Source organism: Shewanella sp. HL-SH2, assembly GCF_051164935.1.
Lineage (GTDB): Bacteria > Pseudomonadota > Gammaproteobacteria > Enterobacterales > Shewanellaceae > Shewanella > Shewanella glacialimarina.
The window spans coordinates 499007-521485 of the sequence record NZ_CP195035.1; the positions used below are offsets into that span (position 1 = coordinate 499007).

General features: G+C 41.7%; 24 protein-coding genes. 9 read left to right on the top strand and 15 right to left on the bottom strand.

Features of this window, described 5'->3' with window-relative positions:
- Nucleotides 1-146 precede the first annotated feature (146 nt).
- Both ACRWP9_RS02030 and ACRWP9_RS02035 read left to right on the top strand, forming a co-directional pair.
- Nucleotides 147-698 (top strand): gamma carbonic anhydrase family protein, encoded by a 552-nt coding sequence (locus tag ACRWP9_RS02030; protein WP_434927639.1) that lies wholly within the window; start codon nucleotides 147-149, stop codon nucleotides 696-698.
- Between the two features lie 234 nt (nucleotides 699-932).
- The gene (locus ACRWP9_RS02035; protein ID WP_434928898.1) at nucleotides 933-2141 is read left to right on the top strand and encodes a sensor domain-containing diguanylate cyclase; all 1209 of its coding nucleotides are present in this window, start codon (nucleotides 933-935) and stop codon (nucleotides 2139-2141) included.
- 68 nt (nucleotides 2142-2209) lie between these two features.
- Here the strand turns inward: ACRWP9_RS02035 and ACRWP9_RS02040 are convergent, their stop codons facing one another.
- From ACRWP9_RS02040 to ACRWP9_RS02055, 4 genes are read right to left on the bottom strand one after another with little or no spacing between them, the layout of a single operon-like run.
- Complete coding sequence (locus tag ACRWP9_RS02040) at nucleotides 2210-2470, bottom strand: DUF1488 domain-containing protein (protein ID WP_434927640.1); 261 nt, start codon at nucleotides 2468-2470, stop codon at nucleotides 2210-2212.
- Nucleotides 2470-3303, bottom strand: a complete 834-nt coding sequence (gene aroE / locus ACRWP9_RS02045; protein ID WP_434927641.1) for a shikimate dehydrogenase — start codon at nucleotides 3301-3303, stop codon at nucleotides 2470-2472. The genes ACRWP9_RS02040 and aroE overlap by 1 nt, the downstream gene beginning before the upstream one ends.
- 44 nt (nucleotides 3304-3347) lie before the next feature.
- Nucleotides 3348-4619 carry an amidohydrolase family protein gene (locus ACRWP9_RS02050; protein ID WP_434927642.1) on the bottom strand — a complete coding sequence of 424 codons (1272 nt, stop codon included), beginning with the start codon at nucleotides 4617-4619 and terminating at the stop codon, nucleotides 3348-3350.
- A 10-nt stretch (nucleotides 4620-4629) separates the two neighbouring features.
- On the bottom strand, nucleotides 4630-6012 hold the full coding sequence (locus tag ACRWP9_RS02055) for an amidohydrolase (RefSeq protein WP_434927643.1): 1383 nt from the start codon (nucleotides 6010-6012) through the stop codon (nucleotides 4630-4632).
- Nucleotides 6013-6184: 172 nt separating this feature from the next.
- Between ACRWP9_RS02055 and ACRWP9_RS02060 the strand changes: the two genes are divergently transcribed.
- The gene (locus tag ACRWP9_RS02060; protein ID WP_434927644.1) at nucleotides 6185-6619 is read left to right on the top strand and encodes a group II truncated hemoglobin; all 435 of its coding nucleotides are present in this window, start codon (nucleotides 6185-6187) and stop codon (nucleotides 6617-6619) included.
- Between the two features lie 11 nt (nucleotides 6620-6630).
- Here ACRWP9_RS02060 and hemF read toward each other — a convergent pair whose 3' ends face one another.
- From hemF to ACRWP9_RS02090, 6 genes are all read right to left on the bottom strand, one after another.
- Nucleotides 6631-7572: an oxygen-dependent coproporphyrinogen oxidase gene (hemF, locus tag ACRWP9_RS02065; RefSeq protein WP_434928900.1), complete on the bottom strand. Its 942-nt coding sequence runs from the start codon at nucleotides 7570-7572 to the stop codon at nucleotides 6631-6633.
- A gap of 4 nt (nucleotides 7573-7576) precedes the next feature.
- A complete protein-coding gene (locus tag ACRWP9_RS02070) occupies nucleotides 7577-8143 on the bottom strand; it encodes an L-threonylcarbamoyladenylate synthase (RefSeq protein WP_434927645.1) in 567 nt (188 codons plus the stop codon).
- 24 nt (nucleotides 8144-8167) lie between these two features.
- On the bottom strand, nucleotides 8168-8731 hold the full coding sequence (locus ACRWP9_RS02075; RefSeq protein WP_434927646.1) for a DNA topoisomerase family protein: 564 nt from the start codon (nucleotides 8729-8731) through the stop codon (nucleotides 8168-8170).
- Nucleotides 8732-8847: 116 nt separating this feature from the next.
- Entirely contained in the window at nucleotides 8848-9321 is a 474-nt protein-coding gene (locus tag ACRWP9_RS02080) for a DUF494 family protein (RefSeq protein WP_434927647.1), read from the bottom strand.
- Between the two features lie 2 nt (nucleotides 9322-9323).
- A complete protein-coding gene (gene dprA, locus ACRWP9_RS02085) occupies nucleotides 9324-10352 on the bottom strand; it encodes a DNA-processing protein DprA (protein ID WP_434928902.1) in 1029 nt (342 codons plus the stop codon).
- An 83-nt stretch (nucleotides 10353-10435) separates the two neighbouring features.
- On the bottom strand, nucleotides 10436-11542 hold the full coding sequence (locus ACRWP9_RS02090; RefSeq protein ID WP_434927648.1) for a LysM peptidoglycan-binding domain-containing protein: 1107 nt from the start codon (nucleotides 11540-11542) through the stop codon (nucleotides 10436-10438).
- 126 nt (nucleotides 11543-11668) lie between these two features.
- Here ACRWP9_RS02090 and def point away from each other — a divergent pair, with 126 nt between their 5' ends.
- The 5 genes from def to ACRWP9_RS02115 are packed head-to-tail and all read left to right on the top strand — an operon-like array spanning nucleotide 11669 to nucleotide 17306.
- Nucleotides 11669-12181 carry a peptide deformylase gene (gene def / locus ACRWP9_RS02095; protein ID WP_434927649.1) on the top strand — a complete coding sequence of 171 codons (513 nt, stop codon included), beginning with the start codon at nucleotides 11669-11671 and terminating at the stop codon, nucleotides 12179-12181.
- A gap of 8 nt (nucleotides 12182-12189) precedes the next feature.
- Complete coding sequence (gene fmt, locus ACRWP9_RS02100) at nucleotides 12190-13146, top strand: methionyl-tRNA formyltransferase (protein ID WP_434927650.1); 957 nt, start codon at nucleotides 12190-12192, stop codon at nucleotides 13144-13146.
- Nucleotide 13147: 1 nt separating this feature from the next.
- Nucleotides 13148-14431, top strand: a complete 1284-nt coding sequence (gene rsmB / locus ACRWP9_RS02105; protein WP_434927651.1) for a 16S rRNA (cytosine(967)-C(5))-methyltransferase RsmB — start codon at nucleotides 13148-13150, stop codon at nucleotides 14429-14431.
- A gap of 16 nt (nucleotides 14432-14447) precedes the next feature.
- Entirely contained in the window at nucleotides 14448-15857 is a 1410-nt protein-coding gene (gene trkA, locus ACRWP9_RS02110; protein WP_434927652.1) for a Trk system potassium transporter TrkA, read from the top strand.
- Nucleotides 15858-15863: 6 nt separating this feature from the next.
- Nucleotides 15864-17306: a TrkH family potassium uptake protein gene (locus ACRWP9_RS02115; protein ID WP_434927653.1), complete on the top strand. Its 1443-nt coding sequence runs from the start codon at nucleotides 15864-15866 to the stop codon at nucleotides 17304-17306.
- 99 nt (nucleotides 17307-17405) lie between these two features.
- Here the strand turns inward: ACRWP9_RS02115 and hemG (ACRWP9_RS02120) are convergent, their stop codons facing one another.
- On the bottom strand, nucleotides 17406-17939 hold the full coding sequence (gene hemG / locus ACRWP9_RS02120) for a menaquinone-dependent protoporphyrinogen IX dehydrogenase (protein ID WP_434927654.1): 534 nt from the start codon (nucleotides 17937-17939) through the stop codon (nucleotides 17406-17408).
- Nucleotides 17940-18105: 166 nt separating this feature from the next.
- On the opposite strand from hemG (ACRWP9_RS02120), the gene ACRWP9_RS02125 reads away from it, so the two are divergent.
- Nucleotides 18106-18411, top strand: a complete 306-nt coding sequence (locus ACRWP9_RS02125) for an ArsR/SmtB family transcription factor (protein WP_434927655.1) — start codon at nucleotides 18106-18108, stop codon at nucleotides 18409-18411.
- Between the two features lie 77 nt (nucleotides 18412-18488).
- On the opposite strand, the gene hemG (ACRWP9_RS02130) is transcribed toward ACRWP9_RS02125, so the two are convergent.
- The 4 genes from hemG (ACRWP9_RS02130) to pepQ form a co-directional block, all read right to left on the bottom strand.
- Nucleotides 18489-19016 carry a menaquinone-dependent protoporphyrinogen IX dehydrogenase gene (gene hemG / locus ACRWP9_RS02130; RefSeq protein WP_434927656.1) on the bottom strand — a complete coding sequence of 176 codons (528 nt, stop codon included), beginning with the start codon at nucleotides 19014-19016 and terminating at the stop codon, nucleotides 18489-18491.
- Entirely contained in the window at nucleotides 19016-20473 is a 1458-nt protein-coding gene (locus ACRWP9_RS02135; RefSeq protein ID WP_434927657.1) for a TrkH family potassium uptake protein, read from the bottom strand. Before ACRWP9_RS02135 ends, hemG (ACRWP9_RS02130) begins: the two co-directional genes overlap by 1 nt.
- A gap of 80 nt (nucleotides 20474-20553) precedes the next feature.
- On the bottom strand, nucleotides 20554-21168 hold the full coding sequence (locus tag ACRWP9_RS02140; protein WP_434927658.1) for a YigZ family protein: 615 nt from the start codon (nucleotides 21166-21168) through the stop codon (nucleotides 20554-20556).
- Nucleotides 21161-22477: a Xaa-Pro dipeptidase gene (gene pepQ / locus ACRWP9_RS02145; protein ID WP_434927659.1), complete on the bottom strand. Its 1317-nt coding sequence runs from the start codon at nucleotides 22475-22477 to the stop codon at nucleotides 21161-21163. The genes ACRWP9_RS02140 and pepQ overlap by 8 nt, the downstream gene beginning before the upstream one ends.
- Nucleotides 22478-22479: the final 2 nt, after the last annotated feature.

Consider the following 22479-nt stretch of genomic DNA (forward strand, 5'->3'; position numbering starts at 1 on the left):
GATGCGCATTATAGGGATATTCTGAAACCACGCAACCCCTTTTTTAAAGTTATTTGTTACTTTTGGCTTGTTTGCGGATAATTTAGCCTGACCAGCTAGTTTTTAAGCATTATACTGTCTCAAACCGTGAATATATAAGGATTGTTATGTCTACTAATGTAAGAACTTACCAAGGGACCCACCCTAATTTAGCTGATAATGTCTATGTTGATGAGTCAGCCGTGCTTGTGGGTGACATAAAATTAGACCATGACGCAAGTATTTGGCCATTAGTGGCCGCGCGTGGTGATGTAAATAAGATCCGTATTGGTAAACGCAGCAATGTACAAGATGGCAGTATATTGCATGTAACCCGTAAATCAGTTGCTAATCCTGATGGACATCCCTTAATTATAGGTGACGATGTCACCATTGGGCATAAAGCAATGTTACATGGCTGTAAGATTGGTCATCGTGTATTAATAGGCATGGGCGCGATTTTACTTGATGGTGCAGTAGTAGAAGATGATGTCATTGTCGGTGCGGGCTCATTAGTACCACCGAATAAGATTTTGCAAAGCGGTTATTTGTATGTTGGCAGCCCTTGTAAGCAGATTAGAGCCTTGACGGATGCTGAACGTGCTTTTTTACCGCAGTCTGCTGATAATTATGTTCGGTTAAAAAATGAATACTTAGTGGACTTACAACAGTCGAGCTAATGACGAAGCCTAATATGGGCCAATATAAGCTTGGTCCATTTAGTTTAAACTCTTAATGCTTATAACACTTTTATTTATCGTATCAATTAATAAATGATTATATCTTAGTTGTGTATAAGTCGTGACTCTAGTCTATATTTAGCAAAGATTGTCACTTTAGTATTGAAAAATCGTTATGCAGACCGTTTAAAGTCCCCCACCTTATCGGTTACTGGACTTCATTTTTTACTTAGGATGAGTGTAGTGCAAACTAAAAATCGAATTAACAATAAACACATCGCCTATATTGATTTTAAGCAACATCTTCTGCTGCTCGCTCTTCCTCTGTGTCTTATTTGCACTATTATCATTTTTACCCCAGCTATTGAACAAACTTACTTATACTTAACGTTGATTATTGGCGGGTATCTGGCCAGCTATGCAATTAGCTTTTACATATATAAGCAAAATATGTTACGACTTTGGCAGCATTTGGAACAGGTTATCCATATCAATGATACAACCTACGAGTTAGTTAATTTATCGAATAAGTATGACTCTGAAAAATCATTTCTAGACGCACTTTTACAAAAAGCGGTATCCGCTGTAGATGATGCAGAAATGGGCAGTATTATATTGGTAGACAATATGACTGATCGGTTACAGTTTGCCTCCGTTATAGGGCTAAATATGGATGCCCTGCAAAATGTTAACTTTACGCTAAAAGAAACCTTTCTATATCGTTTAACTAAGGGGCGTTTTCATAAAACGGTTGTCATTAGTAACATCAATGCTAAAAGCGCCAAAAATGATGACCCATTTGTTCTACCTGATGCATCAACAAAACCTATTTGTTCAACATTATCCAGTCCAATTAGGATTAAAGGACAACTTTATGGAATGATGAATTTAGACAGTACTAAGGCGGGAACTTTTGGGGACTACGATATTAGTTTAGTCAATATTTTAACATCCGAGGCCGCTAACGCGATTTCGTTGTATCAGAAGTCGAAAGAAATAGAAAGTTTGGCTAATAATGATGGATTAACCGAACTTTATAATCGTAAAAAATTTGATGCTGCCGTTCTGCAATGGCAACATGATCCCAATTTAGGGAGTTACATCATTATTTTGGATATGGACAACTTAAAACCATTAAATGATCAACATGGGCATCAAGCAGGTGATGATGCACTAAAAGCGTTGGCTAATTCGCTAAAATCAATGTGGTATCCAAAATTTTTGGTCGCTCGTTATGGTGGTGATGAGTTCATCGCTTTATGCTACGGTCCAATTGAAATATTGATGAAGCAAATTACCCAAATGCAAGATGAACTTACACAGTTAACACCTGCTATTCATTTTAGTTATGGAGTTGCGCGCTATGATCAGGATTGGGAAAGTGCGTTTAAGCAGGCGGATCACAGTATGTATGTTCAAAAAAAACTCAAAAAGCAGGCTTGATATAAAATGCTAATATAACTTAACTCTTGTAGTTAAGTTGTGTTGTGAGAAATGCATTTATACATGAGTTATAACGATAAGAATATGTCACCACTATCACTGAAAGCTTCTTGCTCAATCAGCACTTCGGCTTTATCTTCTAAATCAAATCGACATTGTTCAAACAAGTGAACCGCGTTATGTTCATTAACCACTTGATGGTCGCAAAGCGCACTGATTACAGCAAAGCTTGCAAAACAGTTAATATGCATTCCCTGCTGCTGAGCAATAAATCTAACTTGATTTGTTTCCATATAGAGTTGATCGGTAAAAATCACGCTTTGATTCATTAACTCGACACCTTTTGAGCAAGTGACTGTCGCAGTTTTTCCATAACAGGATCGGTATCAGGAGTAACTCCACGCCATAGGTTAAAGCTTTTAGCTGCCTGACCAACCAACATCCCTAAACCATCAGCTGTCTGATGTGCGTTTTGGTCTTTGGCCCACTGATTGAATACCGTAGTATGCTGACTATAAGTCATGTCATAACAGTCTGTTGTTTCATCGATAATAACACTCGGCAGAGATATTAGTTGCCCTGATAAACCTGCTGAGGTTGAGTTAATCACTAAATCAAATGGAGACTGGATTTCCTCAATCGGTTTCGCAAAAAAGTTACCATAATCGCAAAACAATGTTTGCAACTGTTGTGCTTTTTCATGAGTTCGATTACAGATAACTAATTGAGCAACATGATGCTGTAAAATTGGCAATATACACCCTCTTGCTGCGCCACCAGCTCCAATTAATAATACATGCTTATCTTTGAGTGGCCCGAACTGCGTTTCAAGATCATTTACCAGCCCCACCCCATCGGTATTATCGCCGTATATTTTACCATCTTCAGTAAACGTCAACGTATTCACCGCACCCGCTAATTGAGCTAACTCACTGAGTTCATCACAAAGCGCATAAGCCTGCTCTTTAAACGGGGCGGTGATATTGGCACCTTTCGCACCTTTTTTTATAAAGGTGCGCAGGGTTTCCTCAAATTGATCGACCGGTGCAAGTATTGTTTGGTAACTCATATTTTGCTGGGTTTGCTTAGCAAACTCACTATGAATATACGGTGATTGACTTTGTGCAATCGGATTACCTAATACGGCATATAAATCGGTCATCAATTATCTTCTCTCTAATACAGCATGTTCATACTCAATTGGATTTACTTTGTATAACCACGCGGTAAGTCAGATGGTGTGGTGTAACGTTCGCGTAACTTGTCCTGACGACTTTGCGTACTTTGCTCTTTTCCATCAATGTACATTTTGACTACATGACTACTGTATTCGAATGGGTCTCCATTCCAGATAACAATATCAGCAACCTTGCCTTCAGCAATTCTACCGCTGTCGATGTTAAACACATCTGCGACGTTTGCCGTCATTGATGCTAAAGCCGCATTATAATCCATACCATTAGCAACGGCATTGCCTGCACTATAACGTAGGCTATACACATTATGGCTATCGCCGATATTGGATAATATAACTTTGACACCCGCGGCATTTAATTTGCCCGCATTGCTTAAATCATTATGCAAAGAGTCAAAGCTTTCAGGTAAGTTACGCATTGCATCAATAATCACCGGCACATTGGCTTTAGCAATTTCATCAGCAATTAATACCGCATCCGCTGCGCCAACAAAGATAACATTTAGCTTAAAACGCTGTTTAATTTTGAGCACGGCTAACATGTCGCTAGCACGATCGGCGGCAACGATAAGCGGCTTTTCCCCTGCAAGTAACTGATTGATAATTTCGTCAGCGGCTTCTGGCTCAGCGTCTTCATTATCTTTACTTTTTTTGCCTTTAGCGGTCTTTTCAAGTGACTTTTGCGCTTTTTCAAGCTGAGTAACTAATTGCTGTAAATACGTCGCTCGAGATCCCTCATGGTTAGCGCCTAGCTCAACAAATACTGCGGTATTAGTTTGTTTAACACTATCCCACCCACCTGTTAGATCGATAACAAATGTTTGACCAGCAAAGATATCCTCCCCACCACCTGAAGTAACAACATTGCGGGTAATGCCACCTTTGCGAGTAAACGCTATGCTGCTGGCTTTTGGATTGTAGGCATAGCTAGGATCAAAAGTAATATCCGCTTTTTTATCTTGAGCATCGCCAGATTCAGTTACCGCACTGATTTCAACTAGACCCAGTATGTTCATCGAACCTATAAACCCAGGGGTAACAACGCCCCCTTTGGCATCGATAACCTTATCGACCTCATATGCTGCAAGGCTATTTGCCGTATTTACCGCAGTAATAATGCCATCTTTAACGACAACTACAGCGTTTTCTAGTACGCCTTGTTCTGTGGCTGTATGTACAGTGGCATTAGTAATTGCAAATGATTCAGCTAACGCCAAACCCGATGTACCTAACATGGCACTTGCCATCGATAAGGCAAGTAACGTTTTTGTCATTTTCTTCATGTTATTGGCCTTATTCCTGTCCAAGTAAAAAGTCACTTTGAGCTTGATAGCGCGCATCTTTATCATCGAAGACTTTTGCACCATCAATAAATACTTGCTCAGCTTTAGCGTAGACACTAAACGGATTTACGTTCCAAATAACTACATCAGCGTTCTTACCTACTTCTAATGAACCAGTCTTATCGGCAATGCCTAAAGACTTAGCAGCATTAGTCGTAATCCAGCTAATGACTTGTTCTTCTGTATAATTAAAACCATTGGCATTTGCATTGTGCATGATTTTGGCACTTTCTTGATTCAAGCGTTGAATCGTGACAGGAGAATCTGAATGCACAACCGCACAGGAGTTTTTAACAGCATCAACAATGGCAACATTTTCAAGTACCATATCGTATGCTTCTAACTTGAATCCCCACCAGTCTGGCCACATAGCAGCACAGTTTCCATTTTCAGCTAACGTATCGGCAATTTTGTAAGCTTCAATTGCATGGTGGAATGTGCCAGAGTGATAGTTAAACTCTTTGCCTAAATCAATCATCATCACCATTTCTTCGGCTTTATAACAATGATTGTGGATTAGAATTTCACCTTCTAACACTCCTTGTAAAGTATCTAGGGTTAAATCGCGCTTAGGTGCAACGGCATTTTTGCCTGCAGCATAATCGGCTTCATACTTATCCCAAGCACGCTTATATTCAGTCGCTTCAATAAACGCCTGGCGATAACCCGCCATATTGCCCATACGTGTCATCGGTGGTTCATTGCGGCTACCGTAAAGCGACTTAGGGTTTTCACCACAGGCCATTTTCAAACCATAGGGCGCATTTGGAAACTTCATGCCTTGCATACTTTCAGATGGGACATTTTTTAATGTCACACCTCTACCACCGATTAAATTAGCTGAACCGGGCAAGATCTGCATCGTGGTTACGCCACCTTCTCTAGCCCGATTAAAGCCGGGGTCCTGCGGCCATACGCTGTGTTCAGCCCATACTTCCGCCGTCACAGGATTGGTCATTTCGTTACCGTCGTTATGCGACTCAGCATTAGGGCTAGGATAAACCCCCAAATGAGAATGCACATCAATAATACCAGGAGTGACCCACTTGCCTTTCGCATCGACGACAGTGGCGTCATCTGCAACTAGATTTTGCCCAACAGCACTAATCTTGCCATCAATAATAATCAGGTCAGCATTCTCGATTTTCTCACCAGTACCAGTTAACACTGTTGCATTTTTGATTATCGTTTTTTTACTGGGTAAGGCTTGATAAGTACTCGGATAAGGATTTTTATTAATTGTTACTTTTGGATCTTGAGCTTCTGATTGGTTGCATCCCATAAGGGCAGCAGTGACAGCAATCATCACTAAAGATGGCATCATCTTAGTCATTATTGTTCTCCTTTGAAATTGAGGTCAATTTAGCAAGATAGTCGAACAAACAACATAAAAAGATTTAACTAAATCGTTTCAAAACATTAACCCAAAGTTGTCATTGGTTGTTGCTGGTAAGAAAAAGATTAAATGATATATAATAATTAACAAACAAATAGACGGTATCACAATGAATTGGCTGAAAAAAATCTTCGAAAAACAGCAAGTAGATCATCACAGAGATGCTGAGCAATCTAATGCTTATGATTTAATTGGTGGTGATAAAGTGATAAGAGCGATTGCCCATGAATTTTATCAACAAATGCAACAACAACCAGAAACTCAAACACTACTGGCACTTCATCGCGCACCAATAGCAGAATCTGAAGCCAAGCTATATGAATTTTTAACTGGTTGGCTCGGCGGACCACCACTTTATCAACAAAAATATGGTCATCCGGCACTCCGCGCCAGACATATGCCATTTTCAATAGATGAATCTATGCGTGACCAATGGCTAATTTGTATGCGGGCAGCTATTGATAAATGTATAAAAAAGCCTGAACATCGTCATGCGATTATTCAGGCTATTTCAACTTTAGCTGATCACATGCGTAATCAGTAAATAGCTAACACTTACTTGTTCAGCCCTAGCCAGTCTTGCGGTTTAAGGTAGTACTCATATAATTCAGCCTCTGGAGTGTCCGCTTCTGGCGTAAAGCCATATTCCCAACGAACTAAAGGCGGCATAGACATTAAAATAGACTCTGTGCGCCCCCCCGTTTGTAAGCCAAACAAAGTGCCTCGGTCATAAACTAGATTGAACTCAACATAGCGTCCACGACGATAAAGCTGAAATTGTCTTTCTTCATCTTGGTATTCCAATGCTTTATTACGCTCAACAATAGGCTCGTAGGCTTCAATAAAACCATTACCCACAGCTTGCATAAACGCAAAACTTTGTTCAAATCCTGGCTCATTTAGATCATCAAAAAACAATCCACCGACACCACGAGTCTCATTACGATGGGGTAAGAAGAAATACTCATCACACCATTTTTTATATTTAGGATAAACGTCTTCACCAAATGGCAGACATAAATCATGTGCAGTTTGATGCCAACTAACAACATCTTGCTCAAACGGGTAATAAGGCGTTAAATCAAATCCACCACCAAACCACCAAACGGGATCAGCACCTTCTTTACTGGCAATAAAAAAGCGCACATTAGCATGGGTTGTTGGAATATAAGGATTATTTGGATGAATAACTAATGACACTCCCATAGCCTCAAAACTTCTACCCGCTAATTCAGGACGATGTGCTGTGGCTGACGCAGGCATTGCTGCACCCATAACATGAGAAAAGTTAACCCCTGCTTGTTCGAATACATTTCCTTGGGTTAATACCATACTGGTGCCACCACCACCCTCTTCACGCTTCCAAGACTCGGCATTGAAAGTCGACTTACCATCAAGCGCAGTTAAACGCTGACAAATTCGTTGCTGAAGTGACAATAAAAATGTTTTTACTTGTTCTACATTAGGTACAACTAAGGTATCTGAGCCTTTTTGCATAAAATTAGTTTCCATTTCTAATAACGTGTCCTGTGCGTGCATCAATAATCGTAGATGGTTGGCGTTGTTCACCTAATGATCCCAACACCAGCGCATCTATTTTGCCGTTAAAATCGGTTAAAATTTGCTTTGTTTGCATTACGGGCGCTTCTCCCGCTAGATTAGCACTGGTTGATACTAACGGTTTGTGCAGCGTGTCGCAAAGGGCGCGCACAGTAGGATGTGCTGACACCCTAACGGCAATAGAAGAGAATTCACCACACAATAATGATGAAACATTCGACTTAATGGGCATAACAAACGTAAATGGACCAGGCCATTTAGACAGCACAAACTCAAGCTGAACTGAGGTTAACTGAGACTCATCGACATAGTTAGCTAATTGCTCATAATGACTGGCAATCAAGATTAGTCCTTTTTGCCATGGCCGTTGCTTTACATCGAGTAGTTTTTGTATAGCAATCTCGTTATCGGGATCACAGCCTAATCCAAATACAGCCTCGGTTGGGTAAGCAATTACGCCACCTTTAGAAATAACGTCAACTACAGCATCGGGTTGCAATTGCAACATGATTAATCCTTAACACAAGTTAAATTATAGTGACCGTTTGTATTTACAGGCTTTTTGAGGACATTCTAAACGATAGCCTGCAGCCCCTTTGCGTTCGACTAAAATGCCAAAACCACAATCAGGACACGGCTCATTAACAGGCGGGTAATTAACAATATATTTGCATTTTGGGTACGCACTACAGGCAAAAAACGTTTTACCATAGCGGCTAGTACGCGACTCTAACTGTCCTTTTTGACAATGTGGACATGTTATCGCTTCCGCTTCATTACTGTGATCATGCTTTTCAATATGATGGCATTCCGGGTAATGAGTACAACCAATAAAAATACCAAATCGCCCTGATTTAACCGCCAATTCATGCCCACATTCAGGGCAACTTGAACCAGCAATCACTTGGGTCTCTATCGACTCGTGTTGTACTAAAGGCCGGGTATAATCACATGTAGGATAATTATTACAACCAACAAAACTGCCATGTTTGCTATGCTTTAGCGATAACTCGCAGCCACACTTTGGGCAGAGTTCATACTCTTTTTCTAAAGCATGCTCATGGGCAGTAAATAATTGTTGATCAATTTTTGACATGACTCATCTAATTGTTATGTTTGATTTGAATAGGCTTTATCTAAATTAAAACAATTTTACCCTATCGGGATCGAAAAAGGAGGCATAGCCTCCTTTTTATTTAATGCTTAGCAACACTACGAATGCAAATGGCCATCTGGCTGCTCGAAGATTAAATCTTCCATTTGTTCATAAGCGGATTCATTTCCAGGGACATTGAATAACACCATCAATACCACCCATTTTAAATCTTCCAATACCAATATAGACTCGTCTAAGTCCATCACCCTGTCGATAACCATTTCTCGGGTTTCAACACTTAAGACTTGGATTTGCTCTAGAAACAATAAGAAGCCGCGACATTGCACATCTAACTTGGCAGCCTCTTGTTTAGTATAAATACGGAAAGAATGCTGTGCATGGTTACATAAATACGGTTTATCACTTTCTTGTAAGTCCGCTAAACGTTCAAGCCATGCCAAGGCCTTAATAATATCGACCTGATGAAAACCGGCACGTGTCAGTTCCTTGGTTAATTCATCTTCATCAACCAATAACTCTATTTCGCTATGGACATAGTTCTCAAATAAATACATGAGGATATCAAACATGGCTAACTCCTCTTTAGTCTGACGTAACCACCGGGCACTACTGCAACCCACCCTTGTAACTCAAGTTCAAGCAATTCTACTAACACCAGATCTATCGGTTTTCCACTGTGCTCGACTACTGTATCAACTGTTGTAGTCTCATACCCTACACTTGTTAACAGACTAGCTAACTGCGAAGGAAATGGCAAATTACTCATTTCGCTAGCTTGTATATGGTGACGATGATGCAATTGTACAAGGTGATACTCAGATAAACACCCTAATTCTTCTATTATATCGGCAGCATCCTCCACAAGTTTTGCCCCATTTTTAATTAAATCATGGCAACCTTGATGATATCCCGCCACCGTCGACCCTGGAACAGCAAAAACTTCGCGGTTTTGCTCCATTGCTAATCGAGCCGTAATCAGTGAGCCACTTTTACGTGCCGCCTCAACAACAACAGTCCCTAAACTCAAACCACTGACTATGCGGTTACGTTTAGGGAAATGCCCCGCTACCGGACTCACTTTAGGCCAAAACTCACTAATGATGCAGCCATCTTGCTGAATATTGTCGTATAACGATTTGTGCCTTTTAGGATAGACAACATCTACCCCACAACCCAATACTGCTAATGTCACGCCATTATTAGCCACCACAGCTTTATGCGCTGCACCATCGATACCAGCTGCCATCCCACTGGTAATACTAAACCCAGAACAAGAAAGGCCACGAGCGAGACTGGCGGCCGTATCTGCGCCATGTAATGACATATTACGACTACCCACTATAGCGATTGAAGGCGGTAATAATCCGTTTACTTGCCCTTTGACAAAAAGAATTGAGGGAGGGTCATATATTTGCTGTAACATTGGAGGATATAAAGGGTCAGATAAACAGATAAGATGATGATTATCTGCTTGCTCAAGCCAGTCGAGGGCGCTATCGACTTTATCTAAATCGATTTTACACGCCCTCAAAGATTGAGAAGAAAGCGGTAAGGCATCAGGTTCAAATTGCAACCTTTGCCTTAACTCTTCAACATCCATGTGCACTAATAATTGTTTAATCCGAGCGGGTCCTAGCCCGGATACTGCAGAAACAACTAACCAGTCGACCAGATTATCAGAAATTATTCACCTTTAAAGGTCAAATTGGCTGGCGTAACCAATTTATCTTTTACTCTAACAGGACGATCACTCATCATAATCAAACCTAAACTGGTTTTATCAAAAACTTTAAAAACCATTAGATTACCGTGATAAACGTCAGGTACCTTAAATACTTTATCATCTGAAAAATGAGCGACTACTTTGTCATACGATGTACGTTCAATTGCCCGTACAGGCTGACCATCACTGCCTATTACCACTTCCTCGCCATCACGATAAATAGCAAAAACATGCCCAGGCTTAACGCCCGCATCTAATCCTTTATCAAGATAAACCACTTCCAGCTTACCTGCTTCACGGTTAGTGCTTACGGTAGCAATAACACTGGCTGGCACACCTAGCTCTGCAGCTGTAGGGGTGAAGTAGGCAGACATTAACGCGTCATCTTCAACAGGAATAACAGAATATCCCACTTCAGTTTCACGTAAATTACTCAGTATCTTCACCTTTGAAATATCGCCATCAGCCGTTACACGACCACTGGCACTCAGAATAATTTCTCGGCCAAGCAGCTCACCGGTTTGGGTGTCTAAAAATTCACGTCCATGTTCATAAATAGCGACCTTTTGACCTACTGGCATATTCGCATTGACATAAATAACATCATTAAGAATATGATGCTTAGAAGGGCTTTCACCGCTTAATACCATTGGCTGAGAATCTAACCAGCTTTGTTCAACTACACGATTTTGCACTAAATAAGGTTCAATGAGCGCTAAGTCGATTGCTGGAATTGCGCCACCTTTGGGCAGAATATGCCCTTCCACGCCCTTCTTGATATGTTGTTTTTTAACTAAACGTGGCTGACCATCTATAAAAACCAGTGTAAGACGATCGCCAGGATAAATTAAATGAGGATTAGCAATTTGTGGATTAACCCCCCACAATGTAGGCCATCGCCATGGATCTTGGAGAAAATACCCTGATATATCCCAAAGCGTGTCGCCTTTTTTAACGACATATGTGTCGGGATGTCCCGCTTTTAAAGTCAGTGTATCTGCATTTAATCCAAAGATATTCAATGTTATAAAAGCAAGTAGTAATATCCGTTTCATGGTGTTGTCCATGTTATTAAGCCCTTTAATTGAGCTTTTTACTGTTATTGAAGGTCGGTAAGGATTAAAATTATCCTATTTTCTACCGTCAGTATAGCTAACTAGCTAAAATTTGTCAGACTTGTTAAGAGTTTATATATGTCATTACTTAATGTTTTACGTTTTCCGGATGAGCGTTTACGCACTGTAGCCAAGCCTGTGAGCGACTTTGGCCCAGAATTGCAAACACAAATCGATAACATGCTTGAAACAATGTACCACGAAAAAGGTATTGGTTTAGCAGCGACTCAAGTTGATTTTCATCAGCAGTTAATTGTTATGGACCTGCAGGACGAAGTTGAACGCCCAACAATCTTCATTAACCCACAAATAGTCGCCTCAAATGGCGACTTTGCTAACGAAGAGGGTTGCCTCTCTGTTCCGGGTGTTTACGCTAAAGTAGACCGTGCCGAGCATATCACCTTAAAGGCGCTTAATCGCCATGGTGAAGAGTTTACTGTGGAAGCAGACGAGCTATTTGCGATTTGTATCCAGCATGAAATGGATCACCTACAAGGTAAGCTATTTGTGGATTACTTATCGCCACTGAAGCGCCAACGCATCAAAACCAAGCTTGAAAAAGAAGCTCGTATCGCCGCTAAAGACGCATAGGACTGAATTTGAAACCGTTAAACATTATTTTTGCTGGTACGCCAGATTTTGCTGCGCGTCATTTACAAGCACTGATCTCATCAGAGCACAATGTTTGTGCCGTTTACACTCAACCAGATAGACCGGCTGGGCGTGGCAAAAAGCTGACCTCAAGTCCAGTGAAACAATTAGCGGTTGAAAATAACATTGCCGTTTTTCAGCCACCCTCATTGCGTACTGAAGACGCCCAAGCAGAACTTGCTACCCTAAACGCCGATATTATGGTGGTAGTAGCTTATGGTCTTATTTTACCTAAGGTGGTGTTAGACATGCCGCGCTTAGGTTGTATCAATGTTCACGGTTCTATTTTGCCACGCTGGCGAGGTGCTGCACCTATTCAACGCGCATTATGGGCTGGCGATACAGAAACCGGTGTGACTATTATGCAAATGGACATTGGCTTAGATACCGGTGACATGCTACTTAAAACATCACTGCCAATTGAAGATACTGATACCTCAGCAAGCCTATATGAAAAGCTGGCTATCCAAGGACCGGATGCATTAATTGATGCCTTAGCAAAATTAAGCCAAGATATGCTGCCTGCTGAAAAACAAGATGAGTCTTTGGTCAATTACGCCGAGAAACTGTCAAAGGAAGAAGCTAAACTAGATTGGCATAAATCCGCCAAACAGTTATGGCAAGAAGTACGTGCATTTAATCCTTGGCCAGTGAGTTATTTCGAGCACCAACAAAGTAGCATTAAAGTGTGGCAAGTACGGTATGACACGACACCAAACAATGCCATGCCCGGCACTATTACTCAAGCAGATAAGCACGGTATTGTCATTGCAACAGCCGACGGCAGCTTAATTGTTGAAACAATGCAACTCCCCAATAAAAAGCCCTTGTCGGTCGCTGACATTCTTAATTCACGTGCCGATTGGTTTAGTGTTGGCACCCAATTAAATTCAGAGGCTAACTAGCATGAATGTGCGTGCATTAGCCGCCAAAGCAATTTTTGACGTACTCGAAAAGGGTATATCATTATCGGTAGCCTTACCCGATAAACAGCAATATTTAGACAGTGGTAAAGACAAAGCCTTGATGGCGGAAATTTGCTATGGGGTAATGCGCCAGTTACCTCAACTAGACAAATGCGTCAGCGACTGCCTAGAAAAACCGTTTAAAGGTAAACAGCGCATTGTTTATCAGCTGTTACTTGTTGGCTGCTATCAACTTTACTTTACCCGTATACCCGCCCACGCAGCTATTTCAGAAACAGCTGAAGCTTGCAGACAACTGAAGTTTGACGGTTTGGTTAAAGTGGTCAATGGCGTACTGCGTAATATTCAACGTAATGAAATGCCGCTCAATACAGATATCGAGACCTTGCGCTATAACACGCCAGCCTGGTTTATTAAGCGATTACAACAAGCTTACCCTGAACAATGGCAAGATATAATTGAACAGAGCCACCAGCGCCCGCCTATGTGGTTGCGCAACAATCAGCAATTACACAGTCGAGAGGCGTATATAGCCACGTTAGCACAGCATAATATTGATGCCAGCGAAGGTCCAAGCCCAAATGCTATTTTGCTCGACAGCCCAAAAGACGTAAACGCCTTGCCAGGCTTTATGGATGGCGCAGCTTCAGTACAAGATGGTGCGGCGCAATGGGCGGCAACCTTGCTAGCACCACAAAATGGCGAGCTCATATTAGATGCTTGTGCTGCCCCCGGCGGTAAAACCTGTCACATAATTGAGCAAGCTCCCCAAGCAAACGTCATAGCGGTCGATTTTGACGAAAAACGTTTGGTGCGAGTACAACAAAACCTCGACAGATTGAATTTAAAAGCGCAAGTTATTCATGGTGATGCAGCTAATATTGATCTATGGTGGCAAGGTGAAAAGTTTGACCGCATCTTACTCGATGCACCATGCTCAGCAACCGGAGTGATTCGCCGTCATCCTGATATTAAATGGTTACGTAAGAATAAAGATATTGAAGAATTAGCCATATTACAGCAGCAAATATTTGATCATTGCTGGCAGTGGTTAAAACCGGGTGGCACATTACTTTATGCAACATGTTCTATTTTGCCCGAAGAAAATAGCCAGCAGGTGACACAATTTTTAGCGCGCACACCCGATGCGCAATTAGTGCCAATTAGTCAGCAATCAAATGCACAGGATATTGGCTGGCAGATCCTTCCTGGCCAAGACAATATGGATGGTTTCTACTACGCTCGCTTAGTTAAAGCACAGTAAGGATATTTGCAAGGTTATGAAAATTATTATCTTGGGCGCTGGGCAAGTTGGCGGCACATTGGCAGAAAACTTAGTCGGTGAGAATAACGACATAACCCTCGTTGACAATGACCGAGCTAGACTAAGAATACTTCAGGACAAGTTTGATTTACGCGTAGTGGTAGGCCATGGGGCGCATCCTAGCGTATTAAAAGAAGCCGGTGCAGAAGATGCCGATATGTTAATTGCAGTCACCAACAGTGATGAATGTAATATGGCAGCCTGTCAAATTGCTTATTCACTGTTTGGTACTCCCACTAAAATTGCCCGCATCCGCTCAGAACCTTATTTAGATCTGCGCGATAAACTATTTATTAACTCTGAAGTAAAATCCGGTGATACCAAACCCCGTGGCGGTTTTATCATTGATGAACTCATCGCACCAGAACAGTTAGTCACTGCTTACATACATCGTTTAGTCCAATACCCAGGCGCACTGCAAGTACTTGAATTTGCAGAAGGTAAGCTGAGTCTAGTGGCGGTACGAGCCTACTATGGCGGCCCCTTAGTCGGTAACGCGCTTGCTACCCTGCGTGAACATATGCCCAATATTGATACCCGGGTTGCAGCTATTTTCCGTCAAGGTAAAGCTATCATGCCCCGTGGTACCACCATTATTGAAGCCGATGATGAAGTGTTTTTTGTTGCCGACAGCCGCCATATTCGTGCGGTAATGAGTGAAATGCAAAAGCTGGATAACTCATATCGCAACATTATGATTGCTGGCGGTGGTAATATTGGTTTTGGTTTAGCTAAGCGGTTACAAAAAAATCATTCTGTTAAGTTGATTGAGCATCGCCAAGAGCGAGCTGAAATGTTGTCAGAAAAGCTTGAAAACACCACGGTTTTCTGTGGTGACGCATCGGATCAAGAGCTGCTAACTGAAGAACATATCGACCAAACAGATGTATTTATTGCGGTCACCAATGATGATGAAGCCAATATTATGTCAGCCCTGCTTGCTAAGCGATTAGGTGCGAAGAAAGTCATGGTGTTAATTCAGCGCGAAGCCTATGTCGATATAGTCCAAGAAGCTAATATCGACATTGCTATTTCTCCACAACAAGCGACTATTTCAGCATTACTGACACATATCCGCCAGGGCGATATTTGTAACGTTTATTCATTACGCCGTGGTGCAGCTGAAGCGATTGAAGCCATTGCTCACGGAGACTCCAGCACATCTAAAGTCGTGGGCAAAAAAATCAGTGATATCAAACTGCCACCAGGCACTACCATTGGCGCAATTGTGCGTAATGATGAAGTGCTGATGGGCCACGACAAAACAGTTATTGAACAAGGGGATCATGTGATTCTTTTCTTAGTAAATAAGAAATTTATTGGCGATGTTGAAAAACTGTTCCAACCGAGCGCGTTTTTCTTTTAATCCAACATGATAAATATCAAGCAATTGGTGTTTGTGATTGGCATATTTTTGTCAATCTTAACCGGATTCATGCTAATCCCCATGAGCTTTGCACTCATCTATGGTGAAGAAACCATAGGTGATTTCATGCTATCGGCTATATTTACCGGCAGTGTGGCTATTTTTTGTATTCAATCTGGTCGTCTACATTATATTCGGTTAAACATTCGCGATATGTTCGTTCTGACTTGCGCCACCTGGCTAGCGGTAAGCCTTTGTGCCGCAATGCCTTTTGCGCTATACCACGGTATCACTTATACCGACGCCTTCTTTGAAACTATGTCAGGGATCACCACTACTGGCTCAACAGTATTGTCTGGCTTGGATAATATGGATCACAGCATTCTAATATGGCGCTCTTTATTACAATGGCTGGGCGGCATTGGCTTTATTGTCATGGCCGTCGCGGTATTACCTTTTTTAAACGTCGGTGGCATGCGTTTATTTAGGACTGAATCATCCGACTGGAGCGACAAAGCCACTCCCAGAACGCAATATATGGCCAAAAATCTTTTCTGGGTTTACGGTAGCCTTACATTACTGTGTGCTTTTGCCTATCACCTCGCAGGTATGGACTGGTTTGAAGCAATTAATCATGCCATGACCACCCTCTCTACCGGTGGTTATTCCACATCAGATAACTCAATGGCTCACTTCTCTAATGCGGCACATTGGGTGGGTATTGTCTTTATGTTGGCAGGAGGTCTGCCCCTATTGATGTTTGTCCAGTCAATACAGCAACGCAATATTTCAATATGGAATGATCAGCAAGTAAAGGGCTTCTTATTGTTTGTGGCTACAGTATCTTTCAGTATTGCGTTGTGGCTGTCATTGCACAAAAACTTAAGCTTTATCGATGCACTGCGTTTATCCAGTTTTAATGTTATTTCAGTGGTAACCACTACAGGTTATGGCTTAACCGACTATCAAGCATGGGGTGCGTTTGCCAGTACCGCATTTTTGTTTTTAATGTTGATCGGCAGCTGTTCGGGATCAACCTCAGGTGGCATTAAAATATTTCGTTTTCAAATTTCAATGGTTATTATGCGCCAGCAAATTAAACAGCAATTCCACCCTAAAGGCTTGTTTAAAGATACCTTCAATGGCCATAAAGTCAGTGAAGATATTGTTCGCTCATTAGTCACCTTCATTATGCTTTTTTTCATCGTTATTTTGGGATTATCGATGATTTTAGTGCTAACAGGCTTAGATATTATAACCAGCTTTACCGGTGCTATTACTGCGGTTGCCAATGTAGGTCCTGGTTTGGGACCAATTATCGGTCCTGCTGGTAACTTCTCAAGCTTATCTGATGTGGCTAAGTGGGCGTTAGCTTTTGGTATGTTATTGGGGCGCCTTGAGATTCTCACTGTCGCGGTGCTTTGTCACCCACAATTTTGGCGTTATTAATATTATTGCAGCGTAAATCGCTAAGTAAATTGGCAGTAAGCACCTAGCGCCCACAATAGCAGCCAGTTAATGCCCAATTTAGTTAATTTTTCAACGCTATTAAGTCATAGCTAACACATGCTCAGCGTAACGCTTAACATCCTCCCAATCGGTATAATCTATAATCGCTTTAGGATCCGTTGGGCCGTCAGTCATTTTCATAATAAGACGGATCATTAAACTGTCGTACCAGGGCCAAGAAGGATAATCGACCTTACCTGCGATAATCTTGACATCCTGTGGTTGCCAAGGTGAAAGCTGTAAAAATTTTTGTAGGTACTTATTGTTTTCAGGAACACGTTTTTCTGGGTTTCGAGCAACAACGTTAACGCAAAAGAAACTGTTGGGCACTTTTGCCAATTCAGCCTGATAACGTTCGACAAACTCAAATACCGACTTATGGTATGAGCCATAAAGTACACAGGCACCTAATGCGATAGCATGGTATTGGGTCCAATCAATATTATGCTTAACTTCATTAATATTGAGCACATCACACTCTCCTCCTTTGGCCAATATTTGTTGAGCGATAGCACGGCTAATTTGTGCAGTATGGCCGCCTCGAGAATAATACAACACCAAAACTTTGGACATAGTGAACCTCTATTGATAAAGAAAGAATGAGTGTGGCAAAAAAAGACTTAAGATACCGATGAAGTGATCACAAATTAGAATTAGCTCATATTATTAGCACCGATAATTGAGATCTACACACAGCACGAGTATGATTCGGATATCACTCGTATCCAAGGATCCTCCCATGCAGCAAAATATCGATATTTCATCGATGCTAGAAAACGCAGAAACAGCTGCAAAATGGCTGAAAGCGATAGCAAACCCTTATCGCTTAATGATTTTGTGCTTGTTGTTGGATAAAGAGCTCAGCGTAACTGAGTTGAATGAGACCGTGCCACTCAGTCAGTCTGCTTTATCACAACACTTAGCCGTATTACGCGCAGAAGACTTAGTTAACACTCGTAAGAGTTCGCAAGTGGTGTTTTATACTTTAAAAAACGAGCAAGTGACTGAGGTGATTTCTATTTTACATCGCCGTTATTGCGCCTAAATAATTACCTCTGTTATCGACACTTCCACTTTATTATCGATATTGTACATATAGCTTAATGCAGCAAGCTTGTTGGATTAAGCTTGTTGCACCAACTGAGCCGCAAAATCATCTACTTTATTCCAATCAGTAAACTCAAACGTGGCAGATGTGTCCGTAGGGCCCTTGGTCATCCACATAATAAAGCGGATCATAAACTTATCGACAAAACCATACTTAGGGTAGTCGATCTTACCTGCGAACACAGAAGACAACTGTGGTTGCCATTGTGATAACAGTAAAAACTTTTGCATATAAGGATTAGTTGCAGGGGTGTTTTTTTCAGGTTTTCTTGCGACTACGTTGACCGTAAAAAAGCTATTAGCTTTGCTTTCAATTGCGGCCTTGTTACTGGCAATAAAATCATATAATGCGGGACGATGTTTACCATAGCGAATGCTAGCACCGATAATAATTTGCGAGGCACTTTCGATATCTACCTGAGAGACCTGGGCGACATCCTTTAACGTAACACCATGTCCAGATTGCTCAAGTTGTTGCTTGATACGTTGGCAAATGGCAAGCGTTTGACCATCCACAGTTGAGTAAACCAGTAAGCTTTGCATTAGTTTTTCCAAAATGTCGGTGTAAATAACACCAAAAGAGTAAATACTTCTAAACGACCAAATAGCATGGCAATAACCAACACCCACTTAGCGCCATCGGTAATACTAGCGTAGTTATTGGCAACATCGCCTAGCCCTGGTCCAAGGTTATTCAAACTAGCCGCTGTCGCACTGAATGCAGTAATAGCATCCATATCCATCGCCATTAAAATCACCATACAAATAACAAACACTAATGCATAAGCCGAGAAGAAGCCCCATACCGCATCAATGATACGGTCTGGCAATGCTGCACCGCCAATACGGATAGAATACATAGCTTTAGGATGAACCAAACGCTTAAGCTCACGCGAGCCCTGCAATACCAACAGAATGAGCCGAATAACCTTCATCCCCCCGCCAGTTGAACCTGCACAACCGCCAATAAAGCTTGAAAATATCAGTAATACGGGTAAAAACAGCGGCCAGGAGTGAAAGCTTTCGGTGCCAAAGCCAGCGGTAGTTGATATCGAAACCACCTGGAAAAAAGCATAATCTAATGTCTGCTCAGCGGTGTCGTAAACCCCCGAGTAATATAAAGTGGTAAAACAAATGGCAGTTAGCACCACTTGAACGCCGATCAATACCTTAAACTCAGCATCCTTAAAGTAAATTTTAAAGTTAATTCCACGACGGGTGAAAGCGGCAAAATGCACGCTAAAGTTAACGGCGGCAATGAGTAAGAATACCGCACAGATAATATTAATCGCCGAACTATCGTAATAACCAATACTGGCATCTTTAGTGGAAAAACCACCAATGGCGATAGTGGAAAACGCATGACAAATAGCATCAAAAGCATTCATACCGGCAAAATAAAATGCCGTGGCGCAGGCGATAGTTAACATCAAATAAATGTACCATAACGCTTTGGCGGTTTCGGCAATTCTTGGGGTCATTTTACTGTCTTTAACTGGCCCGGGGATCTCGGCTTTAAATAGCTGCATGCCCCCAATACCCAGTAACGGCAAAATAGCCACGGCGAGCACGATGATACCCATGCCGCCCATCCACTGTAATAAATGGCGATAGAACAATACCGCCTTAGGTAAGTCATCTAGGCCGACAATAACTGTCGCCCCAGTGGTTGTAAGCGCGGAAAAGGATTCAAAAAAGCTGTCGGTCCAACTTAAATCAGGCACTTTGGAGAAAATAAACGGCAGTGCCCCAATGGATCCCAATACCGTCCAAAACAACACCACAATAAGAAAGCCTTCACGGGTACGTAAATCACTTTTATGTTTACGGTTGGGATACCAAAGTAAAAAACCTAAAAATAAACTGACAAAAAACGCCTGAACAAACGCAGTACCGCCACCATCTTTATAAAACACCGCCACCAAAGCAGGCGGAAGCATAGTGATAGAGAACAAGGCCATCAGCAAACCTGTGATTCTTATAATTGTTTTATATTGCATTAAAGGCTTCTGTTAGTTCGATGTTATAAAAATATGAAAAATTAACTTTGTAAGGCATTTTGGCATAAGTTCAGCCTAGCTCATACAGTAAACTTCACTTGAAGCGTCCCTTGGGTCATTGTGGCTAACTGAGTATTAAAATCAGCTAAGGCATCTTTTGCTAACTCGAATGTCATATCGACTTTGTCACTGAACGCTTTCGCTAAAATAACCCCGTCATATTGAGCCACTAAATATTCAACATCCGCTAACTGTGCATAGTTGCAGTTTAGGGTGATCGGGTAACGAATATTCTTAGTCCGTAAACTTAACTGACTAATGCCCAGCTTTATGCCTGAACTATAAGCACGCATTAAGCCGCCAACGCCAAGCTTTGTGCCACCAAAGTAACGTACAACTATTGCACCAACCTCACCCACATTGGCGCCTTGCAAGCTTGCTAACATAGGGCGTCCAGCGCTACCACCAGGTTCGCCATCGTCACTGGAACCAATATTAACCATCTCATTAGGCGCTCCGGCTATAAAGGCATAACAATAGTGACTAGCCCCTGGGTAATCGCGCTTCATGTTAGTAAGTGTTAACTTCATAACATCTTGGTCTGGGCAATGAAATAGAAAAGAGATAAAGCGACTATGCTTTATCTCCTCTTCAATCAACAAGTTGGAATCAGGTATTGAATAACTCTCAGTCAAGACCTAACTCTCTTGTCATGTTTTCATTTCGATCACTGTGCACAATCACATTATCTTCAATGCGAATACCGCCAAAAGGTCGCATTACATCAACTGTTTGCCAATTAACTAACTGCTTAGCATGGTCACTTAAATCATTGAGCAAGGTGTCAATAATATAAATACCAGGTTCAATCGTTAGCACCTGGTTGGCCGCTAAAGTTCGAGTACAGCGTAAAAAAGGATGATTTTCGGGGGCTGGTATATGAGTGCCGCGCTCATCATGGGAGTATCCGCCCATATCATGTACCTGCAAACCAAGCATATGACCTAATCCGTGGGGGAAAAATGCCCGCGTGACACCAGAATCAACCAGCGCAGTCACATCAGAATGAGCCAGTTCAAAGTCTATCAATAACTGCGCAATTCGCTCATGGGTCATAATATGCAAATCTGTATATTTCACCCCGGGTTTCATTGCATCGACAATGGCCAGTTGCTGCTGATTTAACGCCGTAATAAGTTCAGAAAAACGATTTTTCTCGAACGCATAAGTACGGGTAATATCAGCGGCATACCCATGGTAACTTGCACCAGCATCAATAAGAAACGATAAACGCTGCTTTGGCTTTACGTGGGCTAATGTCATGTAATGCAAAATAGCCGCATTTTGATTCAAGGCGATGATATTGCCGTATGGCATTTCGTTTTCGCCTTGGCTGATTTCAGCTAAGTACTGTTGCTGGATCTCAAACTCACTGCCACCATTGAAAAATGCACTTTTGGCCGCTTTATGACCTTTAACTGCAATTTTGTTTGCTCGACGTAGACACTCAAGTTCATATTGCGTTTTATCAGCTCGGTGGTAATGCAAGTAATTCATTACCGCATCAGGGTTACGGGACTTAAACTCTAATACGTCAGCAACATCTAAATGCTCACCAATATAAGCCCAATTACTCAAATCTTTCGGTAAAAACTCAGCAATTTTATCAGCTTTGGTTAGTAGCTTAATGTCAAAATGTTCAGTCCAAAATGCCTCTGGCACATCGCTAACCTTATGCCAGAAATCCACTGGACGATAAAAGACCAATACTGGCTTATCAATCCCGTTGGCAATAACCCAACAGTTTGGATTATCAAGAATAGGCAGCCATGCTTTAAAATGAGGATTCACCTTGAATGGATAATTCATATCATCTAAAAACTGACGATGGGGTTGTCCTGAATGAATAACGACGCCAGCAAAATTCTCACGACGGGTGATCTCAGCAACCCGACGATTTAACTCGGCAATATGTGAATGATATAAGCTATCCAGCTGATCCATTT